The sequence below is a fragment of the Mycobacterium sp. genome (assembly GCF_019243155.1).
Taxonomy (GTDB): domain Bacteria; phylum Actinomycetota; class Actinomycetes; order Mycobacteriales; family Mycobacteriaceae; genus Mycobacterium.
In genome coordinates, this window is the sequence record NZ_JAFAUS010000098.1 from 21376 (window position 1) to 28051 (window position 6676).

5 protein-coding genes are annotated in these 6676 nt (G+C 65.7%); 4 read left to right on the forward strand and 1 reads right to left on the reverse strand.

Annotated features, from left to right (window positions below):
* Positions 1 to 86 precede the first annotated feature (86 nt).
* Both JOZ00_RS05100 and JOZ00_RS05105 read left to right on the forward strand, forming a co-directional pair.
* Positions 87 to 1130 carry a M23 family metallopeptidase gene (locus tag JOZ00_RS05100; RefSeq protein WP_293340632.1) on the forward strand — a complete coding sequence of 348 codons (1044 nt, stop codon included), beginning with the start codon at positions 87 to 89 and terminating at the stop codon, positions 1128 to 1130.
* A 1-nt stretch (position 1131) separates the two neighbouring features.
* On the forward strand, positions 1132 to 1719 hold the full coding sequence (locus JOZ00_RS05105; RefSeq protein ID WP_293340624.1) for a hypothetical protein: 588 nt from the start codon (positions 1132 to 1134) through the stop codon (positions 1717 to 1719).
* 9 nt (positions 1720 to 1728) lie between these two features.
* On the opposite strand, the gene pcrA is transcribed toward JOZ00_RS05105, so the two are convergent.
* Positions 1729 to 4140, reverse strand: coding sequence for a DNA helicase PcrA (gene pcrA / locus JOZ00_RS05110; protein ID WP_293340626.1), 2412 nt, complete (start codon positions 4138 to 4140; stop codon positions 1729 to 1731).
* 543 nt (positions 4141 to 4683) lie between these two features.
* Here pcrA and JOZ00_RS05115 point away from each other — a divergent pair.
* Both JOZ00_RS05115 and pgi read left to right on the forward strand, forming a co-directional pair.
* Positions 4684 to 5001, forward strand: coding sequence for a chorismate mutase (locus JOZ00_RS05115; RefSeq protein ID WP_293340628.1), 318 nt, complete (start codon positions 4684 to 4686; stop codon positions 4999 to 5001).
* A gap of 58 nt (positions 5002 to 5059) precedes the next feature.
* A partial coding sequence (gene pgi, locus JOZ00_RS05120) for a glucose-6-phosphate isomerase (RefSeq protein ID WP_293340630.1) occupies positions 5060 to 6676 on the forward strand: 1617 nt, incomplete at its 3' end.

Here is a 6676-nt window from a genome sequence, read left to right on the forward strand (position 1 = left end):
CAGATAACGTTATGGTCACGATACGAGGACATTTCAGCTTGTCCCAGCACCGTTTTACTCGCTCCCCTGCCGTAGAAACAGGCGTGGTGAGAGTAGGTCGCGCCGCGGGCGGCCGGGGCGTAGAGCCCCACCGCAACGAGGTCACCGAAATCCTGCCGCTCGACGGCTTCGATTTCGACGACCTGGATTTCGGTGAAGACACCGGCGATCTCGGGGACTTGGATTTCAGCAACGACTCCACCTTCGACAACGAAGCGCAAGTACTGCTGGCCCCCGAACTCGACGACTTGAACGAGATCGACGACCGGGCAGCGGTGTGGTTGGAGACCCCCACGCAGGTCCTCCCCGTCGTGACTGCCGCCCTCAAAACGGAGCGTCTCGACCTCTCGCGCGCCGACGAACTCATGGGTGCCGTGCGGCGCGGCGGGCAACATCGCAAGCAACCGACCAGCGCGGCCAGGGGTCGCCTGCTGATCTCGGCGATGGCCGCCGGCGCGGCGGCCGCGGCGGCCCACACGGCGACCAGCCACGCCGATACCCCCAAGACCGAAGCGGTTCTGACCGCCAACGCGTCGGCGCTCACCGGCGGCGCGGGCAGCAACACCACCCGCGGCGCCCAGGTGGTCGCCATCGAGCCGGCAGCGACCGCCGCACTCCACAACCAGGAACTCGCCAAGGGCGTCGCGTTCGCCAACGACCGCGCCCAGCGCGAAGCACGGCTGCAGCAGCCGCTTTACGTCATGCCGACGAAGGGCATCTTCACGTCGAACTTCGGCTACCGCTGGGGCGTGCTGCACGCCGGCATCGACCTGGCCAACTCGATCGGAACGCCGATCTATGCGGTGTCCGACGGAGTCGTCGTCGACTCCGGGCCCGCCGGCGGATACGGGATGTTGGTCAAGCTGCGCCACGCCGACGGCACGGTCACGCTCTACGGCCACATCAACACCACGCTGGTCAGCGTTGGTCAGCGCGTGATGGCCGGCGACCAGATCGCCACCATGGGCAACCGGGGTAATTCCACCGGCCCCCACCTGCACTTCGAGGTGCTTCAGGGCGGTACCGAACGGATCGACCCCGTGCCGTGGTTGGCTAAGCGGGGTCTTATGGTCGGCAACTACGCTGGTTGAGGTGACCGCGCCCAACCAACCCATTTCCGGTCCGCAACCTCCTGAGCCTTCGACACCCTCCGACTCAGGGACGCGGATCATCCGACGTGCGCCCACTGGGCCGATTCCCACGACGCCGGAGTCTCCGACAACTCACTTCTCACAACAAGCGCCGTCGCAGGGCAATGCGCAGCCGGGACGACGAGCGAGTTACGGCGGAGGGGCGGTTCGCGCAGCCTTCGAGCCGAGCGACCGGACGGCCGTCGCCGCATGCGCCGTCAGCATCATCAGCGGGTGGGCCACCTCGGTGGTGGCCACCGACCTGATCGCGGGCTGGTGGCGGACCGACCGCCTGTTCTGTTGCGCGGTCGCATTCCTCGCCCTGGTGTTCGCCGCCACGACCGTGTCGGGCGTCATCATGTTGCTGCAGCACCGTTCCGTCGGGCGCTACCTCATCGTGGCCGGCGCGGTGGTGGCCATCCTGACCTATCTCGGCGTGTTCATCGCAGGCGCTCGCGTCGCCTGGATCGTGCACGCGCTTCCGATCTTGCCGATCGCCAGCGTCGTGCTGGCCATGCACCCGCGCACCAAACGCTGGCTGGAAAGCTGATGGGCCGCGCTAAATCTTGCTGATCGGGGCGTGGTTGTGCATCAACTTCACCCGTCCCGAGCTGCCGAAGTCGATCAGCGACATCGCCGATTCGCCGACACCTGAGACTTCCTCGACCCGGCCCAGCCCGTACTTGTCGTGGGTCACCCGGTCGCCGGGTTCCAGCACCACCAACGGCCGTTTGGTCATGCCCGAGCGGGTCGGCGCTGTGCGCGGCGCACCGAACCGGCCTGCACCGCTGACCGGTGCGCTGAACGACGGGGTCGGCGCGGTGCGCCGCCACTCGATCAGCTCCTGGGGAACCTCGCGCAAAAAGCGCGACTCGGGGTTCAGCATGGGCTGTCCCCATGACGACCTAACGATGGCCCTACTCAGGTACAGGCGCTGCCGGGCCCGGGTGATGCCGACGTAGGCCAGCCGCCGCTCCTCCGAGAGCTCGGTGGGATCGTCGAGCGCCCGCATGTGCGGGAACATCCCGTCCTCCCAGCCGGTGACGAACACGACCGGAAACTCCAGCCCCTTCGCGGTGTGCAGCGTCATCAGCGTGACCATGCCGGCGCCTTCTTCGGGGATGTCGTCGGTGTCAGAGACCAGCGAGACCCGCTCCAGGAACGCGGCCAGCGCACCGGTGTCCGGCACGTCTTCGTCTTCCGGAGTTTGCAACGACTCGTCCAGCGCCGCCGCGTTGGCCTGATCGGTGCTGAATTCGTGTGCGACGCTGACGAGTTCGTTGAGGTTGTCCAGCCGCGCCAACTCCTGCGGGTCGGTCGAGGACTCCAGTTCCCTGCGGTATCCGGTGCGCTCCAGCACCGCCTCGACCAGCTCACCGAGGTCGTCGTCCAGCCGGCCCCGCAGATCGTCGAGCAGCTCGACGAAGCCTGCGATCGCCTTCTCCGCCCGCGAATTCAGCATCGGCACTCTGCCTTCGGCCGCGGCCACCAGCGCGTCGGCGAAACTGGACCCGGTGTTCTCGGCGTAGACCGCCACGCAGGCCTCGGCGCGATCACCGATGCCGCGACGCGGCGTGTTGAGGATGCGCCGCATGCTGACCGCGTCGCCGGGGTTGTCCAGCACCCGCAGGTAGGCGACGATGTCCCGGATCTCTTTGCGCTCGTAAAAGCGCACTCCCCCAACGACTTTGTACGGAATTCCGGCGCGGATGAACACCTCTTCGAAAGACCGCGACGAGTTGTTCGTGCGATAGAAGACGGCCACGTCGTTGTAGGTGATGTCGCCACGGTCGGCGAGCGCGTCGACCTCCTCGGCGACGAACCGGGCCTCGTCGTGTTCGTTGTCGGCGACGTAGCCGACGATGAGTTCGCCGGCGCCCGCGTCGGTCCACAGTCGCTTCTCGCGGCGCCCGGAGTTGCGCGCGATCACCGAGTTGGCCGCCGACAAGATGTTCTGCGTCGAGCGGTAATTCTGTTCCAGCAGAATGGTTGTCGCGTCGGGGTAGTCGCGCTCGAAATCCTCGATGTTGCGGATGGTGGCGCCGCGGAAGGCATAGATCGACTGGTCGGCGTCGCCGACCACGCACAGTTCGGCCGGCGGTATCTCGTCGGATATCTCGTCACTGCCGGGCTGATTCGGCGGTCCCAGCTTCGCCTCGCCTCCGCCGGCCCCCAGGCCAGCTCCGGCGAGCCTCGCTGAACCGCCGCGCCCGACCAGTTCGCGCACCAGCACGTATTGCGCGTGGTTGGTGTCCTGGTACTCATCGACCAGGACGTGGCGGAACCGCCGGCGATAGTGCTCGGCGATCTGCGGGAAGGCTCGCAGCACCGCGACGGTCTCGCCGATCAGGTCGTCGAAGTCCAGCGCGTTCGCCGCGCGCAGCCGCCGCTGGTATTCGCCGTAGACGCTCGCCACCGTCCGGGACAGCTCGTCGGATTCGTCCGTCAGGTTGGTCACGGCCTGGTCGGGATCGATCAGCTCGTTCTTCAGGTTGGAGATGGCATTGGCCAGCAGCCGCGGCGAGTAGCGCTTGATGTCGAGCCCCATGTCGCGGCCGACCATCTGCAACAGGCGCCGCGAATCGTCGGCGTCGTAGATCGAGAAGTTGGAGTTGAGGCCTTCGATCAGCGACGCCTGGTTGCGCAGGATCCGCACGCAGGTGGAGTGGAAGGTGGACACCCACATGGCGCGGGCCCGGTTGCCGATCAGCCGGACAACCCGTTCCCGCATCTCGGCGGCGGCCTTATTGGTGAAGGTGATGGCCAGAATCTGCCCGACCCCGACGCCGCGCGCACCAATCAGGTAGGCGATGCGCCGCGTCAACACCGCCGTCTTGCCCGAGCCGGCGCCGGCCACGATCAGGAGCGGCGAGCCTTCGTGCACCACCGCTTGGCGCTGTTGTGGGTTCAGCCCCTCAAGCAGCTGATCTGCTTCAGAGGCCTGCCTGGGATCGGTTGCGTGCACACTCATGTCGGTCCAAACTTACCGCCGCCCACCGACGTAAGTGCGAAGGCGCCAGCACCCCGAGCGGTCCCGGCCGGGCGCGCGAGCGCCCGGTCAAAAAGTGTGTTTTCCACACCAATATTCTGACCGCCATTTGGAAATGGCTGTGTTATTGCGCTCGCGTCCAAAAGGACCGTTTTTGTCGGAATTAAGTTCCGTGGGCGCAAATATTGGTTCCCCGATGCTCTCGACTTTGCCTCGGATTTCGCAATTGGTCACGAACACAGATCACGACCCAGACGGCATCCCGGACGCAGCCCGTTCGCCGTTGAGGCCCGTCGCTGCGGAAACGCCAGTTCAGTAAGGGATTTTTGCGCAGTTGCTCTTTTTGATGGCAGACTCGGAAGGTGCTCTACGCGCAGTCCCGTCGACAGTCATCGGTCCAGCAGTGGCGCCGTCGATTTTTCTGCGGGTATCGGTTAGCGGTACCCGTGGACTAGCCTTCCGCAGAGCCCCGAGGTCCGCTTTTCGCAATTCGGGGCTCGCCTTTTTTGTGAGGCCCGATATCGGATGAGACCAGAACCCCCACACCAACAAGAGGCGGAGTTAGCTGAGATGAAGATCGAGACGGCCGATCCTTTGGACGCCGCAACCATCGATGATCTGCGGCGAGAGATCGACCGGTTGGATGCCGAGATCCTCGCCGCGGTGAAGCGGCGCACCGAGGTCTCGCAGGCGATCGGTAAGGCCCGCATGGCGTCGGGCGGCACACGGCTGGTCCACAGCCGCGAGATGAAGGTCATCGACCGCTACAGCACGCTCGGTCCCGAGGGTAAAGACCTGGCGATCCTGCTGCTGCGGTTGGGCCGGGGCCGCCTCGGCCACTGACCGGGCGGCGCCCGTCTTCGCCTGGCTCGGTTGCGTGCAACCGCATTAGGGTCGAACCATGACCTCCGTGCAAACCCTCCCCGACATCACCGCCACCCCGGCGTGGGACGCCCTGCGCAGGCATCACGAACAAATCGGCACCACCCACCTACGTCAATTCTTCGACGAAGATCCCGACCGGGGCCGCGAGCTGACCGTGTCGGTCGGCGACCTTTACATCGACTACAGCAAACATCGGATCACCCGAGAAACGGTGCGATTACTGGTTGATCTGGCCCGGACGGCTAACCTCGAGGAACGCCGCGACCAGATGCTGGCCGGTGCTCACATCAACACCTCGGAGGATCGCGCCGTACTGCACACCGCGCTGCGCCTGCCCCGGGACACCGAGCTGATCGTCGACGGCCAGAACGTCGTCGCCGATGTGCACTCGGTGCTGGATGCGATGGGCGACTTCACCGATCGGTTGCGCAGCGGTGAATGGACGGGGGCCACCGGGAAAAGAATCAGCACCGTCGTCAACATCGGCATCGGTGGATCGGACCTCGGTCCGGTGATGGTGTACCAGGCGCTCCGCCACTACGCCGACGCCGGTATCTCGGCGCGGTTCGTGTCCAACGTCGACCCGGCCGACCTGGTCACTAAGCTCGCCGACTTGGACCCGGCCACAACGCTTTTCATCGTCGCGTCCAAGACCTTCTCCACGCTGGAGACCCTGACCAACGCGACGGCGGCCCGGCGCTGGGTGACCGACGCCCTCGGGGATGCCGCCGTCGCGCAGCATTTCGTCGCCGTCTCCACCAACAAGCGCCTGGTCGAGGACTTCGGCATCAACACCGACAACATGTTCGGGTTCTGGGACTGGGTCGGCGGTCGGTACTCCGTGGACTCGGCGATCGGCTTGTCGGTGATGGCGGTCATCGGCCGGAAAGCCTTCGCCGACTTCTTGTCCGGACTCCACATCGTGGACCGGCATTTCAAGACGGCCCCGCTGGAGTCCAACGCGCCGGTGCTGCTCGGTTTGATCGGCCTGTGGTATTCGAACTTCTTCGACGCACAGGCACGCGCGGTGCTGCCGTACTCGAACGATCTGTCGCGCTTTGCGGCCTATCTGCAGCAGCTGACCATGGAGTCGAACGGCAAGTCGACGCGCGCCGACGGCACCCCGGTCACCACCGACACCGGCGAAATCTTTTGGGGCGAGCCCGGAACCAACGGTCAGCACGCCTTCTACCAACTGCTGCATCAGGGCACCCGGCTGGTGCCGGCCGACTTCATCGGGTTCAGCGAACCGCTCGACGACCTGCCCACCGTCGAAGGCACCGGCAGCATGCACGACTTGCTGATGAGCAACTTCTTCGCCCAGACCCAGGTGCTGGCGTTCGGCAAGACCGCCGAAGAGATCGCCGCCGAGGGAACCCCCGCGAACGTGGTGCCCCACAAGGTGATGCCGGGCAACCGGCCGACGACCTCGATTCTGGCCAACCGGCTGACGCCGTCGGTGGTGGGTCAGCTGATCGCGCTCTATGAGCATCAGGTCTTCACCGAAGGTGTCATCTGGGGCATCGACTCTTTTGACCAGTGGGGTGTCGAGCTGGGCAAGACTCAGGCCAAGGCGCTGCTTCCGGTGATCACGGCCGACAACTCGCCTGCGCCGCAGTCGGACAGCTCGACC

What these genes read in the sequence shown, in the direction of transcription:
- JOZ00_RS05115 (WP_293340628.1), top strand. Translation starts at nt 4,684, where the DNA reads ATGAGACCAGAACCCCCACACCAACAAGAGGCGGAGTTAGCTGAGATG.
- pcrA (WP_293340626.1), bottom strand. Translation starts at nt 4,140, where the DNA reads ATGAGTGTGCACGCAACCGATCCCAGGCAGGCCTCTGAAGCAGATCAG.